Origin of the sequence: Hadarchaeum sp. (SeqCode) (assembly GCF_049969415.1) — an archaeon.
Taxonomy (GTDB): domain Archaea; phylum Hadarchaeota; class Hadarchaeia; order Hadarchaeales; family Hadarchaeaceae; genus Hadarchaeum.
This window is the reverse complement of record NZ_JBMFOX010000085.1, coordinates 1-2,427: the sequence shown is the minus strand read 5'-3', so window position 1 is coordinate 2,427 and position 2,427 is coordinate 1. Positions and strand designations below refer to the sequence as shown.

Annotated in this window: 1 rRNA gene; it reads left to right on the top strand. The window is 49.2% G+C overall.

From position 1 onward, the window contains the following. Positions 1-275 precede the first annotated feature (275 nt). Positions 276-2,427 (top strand): 23S ribosomal RNA (locus ACP5PX_RS07845); the annotation flags it as partial.

Genomic DNA, 2,427 nt, shown 5'->3' with positions numbered 1-2,427 from the left:
CCCGAAGGCGCTGAGCTAACCGAAAGGAGGCAGGTGTCGAAGGTACTACTAGTGAGGAGGGTGAAGTCGTAACAAGGTAGCAGTACCGGAAGGTGCGGCTGGATCACCTCCTTTAACGGAGATTAGTTGATGATCCGTCATCATCAACAAAACACTTCTTTTTCCTAGATCGCATACAATGCATCAAAACATTTGCATAGAAAACGGAAATGGTAGAATGAAGTAGAAGGAAAGCCGAATTAAAGAAAGCTGAGGTAATCGAAGCCGAGAAGGAAGGGGCAAGGAAGAAAGGGTCAATAGTGGATGCCTAGGCACTGATTGCGAAGAAGGTCGTGGCAAGCTGCGAAAAGGCTCGGGTAGCTGCAAGCAAGCGATGATCCGGGCATTACCGAATGGGGTAACCCATCTTTTGCCGAACAAGCGAAAGATATACCCGAAAGGGTAGGCACCAGTGGGCGAACTGAAACATCTTAGTAGCCCGAGGAAAAGAAATCAAAATGAGATTCCCAAAGTAGTGGTGAGCGAAATGGGAGTAGCCTAAACCGAATAAGTGTTAAAGGGTCGTACCGTTGCTTATTCGGGGTTGCAGCCTTTCACATATAAGCATACGACGGCTTATGCGCAGGGTATACATTATAGAGGAACAATCTGGGAAGGTTGACCGAAGTGGGTGAAAGTCCCGTACTCGAAATAATGTATAGACTGTGAGTGAAAAGGCTAAGTACCATGGGACACGTGGAATCCTGTGGGAAGCTGGGTGGACCATCATCCAAGGCTAAATATGAATCAGTGACCGATAGTGGACGAGTACCGTGAGGGAAAGGTGAAAAGAACCCCGGAAGGGGAGTGAAATAGAACCTGAAACTATTGACCTACAAGCTGTAGGAGCTAGGTTTATCGAAAGGTAGATCTAGTGACTGCGTGCCTTTTGCATAATGAGCCGGCGAGTTATTCTATCGTGCGAGGTTAAGGGGTAGTAGCCCTGAAGCCAAAGGGAAACCGAGTCTGATAAGGGCGAACAAGTACGGTGGAATAGACCCGAAGCCGCGTGATCTATCCATGAGCAGGTTGAAGCGTGGGTAATACCATGTGGAGGACCGAACCGGTTATGGTTAAAAACATATCGGATGACTTGTGGATAGGGGTGAAAGGCTAAACAAACGTGGCGATAGCTGGTTCTCCTCGAAATGCCTTTAGGGGCAGCCTTACGAACTATCTACATGTAGTAGAGCACTAGAAGGGCTAGGGCGGAGGAATCCGTACCAAACCCTACTAAACTCCGAAGGCGTGTAGAACTATCGTAGGAGTGAGACTGCGGGGGATAAGCTTCGTAGTCGAAAGGGAAAGAGCCCAGACCGTTATCTAAGGTCTCTAAAGCATTGCTAAGTGGGAAAGGATGTGCTTGTGCCAAGACAGCCAGGAGGTTTGCTTAGAAGCAGCAATCCTTAAAAGAGTGCGTAATAGCTCACTGGTCGAGCATGGGTGCGCCGAAGATACAACGGGGCTTAAGCAATGTACCGAAGGTACGGATTTACCCTTCGTGGAGTGAAGGGTAAGTGGTAGAGGAGCGTTCTGGAAGCTGATGAAGGTAAGCTGTAAGGCTTACTGGAGGCAACAGAAGTGAGAATGCCGGCATGAGTAGCGATAAAGCAGATGAGAAATCTGCTCGCCGTAAGTCCAAGGATTCCTGGGTAAAGTAGATCTTCCCAGGGTTAGTCGGGTCCTAAGGTGAGGCCGAAAGGCGTAGCTGATGGAAAACAGGTTAATATTCCTGTACCAGTGAATAACCGTTACTACCGATGCGGTGACGCAGGTGGTGAAGCCAAGCAGGCTGATGGATGCCTGTCTAACTTTGTAGGGGTTGCATGAGGAAAGTCCTTGTGCAGTAAATCCCTGATGAAGGACGGGGACTGTGCAGCGATGCATGGGAACTTGGTGGAGCCGTACTGCCGAGAAATAGCTGCTAAGGGAGGTTATTTACTGCCCGTACCGTAAACCGACACAGGTGGACGAGGGTAGTACCCAAAGGCGCACAAGAGAACCCCTGTTAAGGAACTCGGCAAAATGCACGTGTAACTTCGGGATAAGCGTGGCCCTGATTAGGTGATGAGGGAAAATCAAAGCTGAAAGGGGTTGCAGATAAGAGGCTCTGGCGACTGTTTACCAAAAACACAGATCTCTGCGAAGACCAAAGTCGACGTATAGGGATTGAGACCTGCCCGGTGCCAGAAGGTTAAAGGAGGGGGTTATCGAGGCAACTCGAGAAGCTCTTGACTGAAGCCCTGGTAAACGGCGGCTGTAACTATAACAGTCCTAAGGTAGCGAAATTCCTTGTCGGGTAAGTTCCGACCTGCATGAATGGTATAACGACTGGAGCGCTGTCTCAACAGGGGACTTGGTGAAATTGAAGTATCGGTGCAAATACCG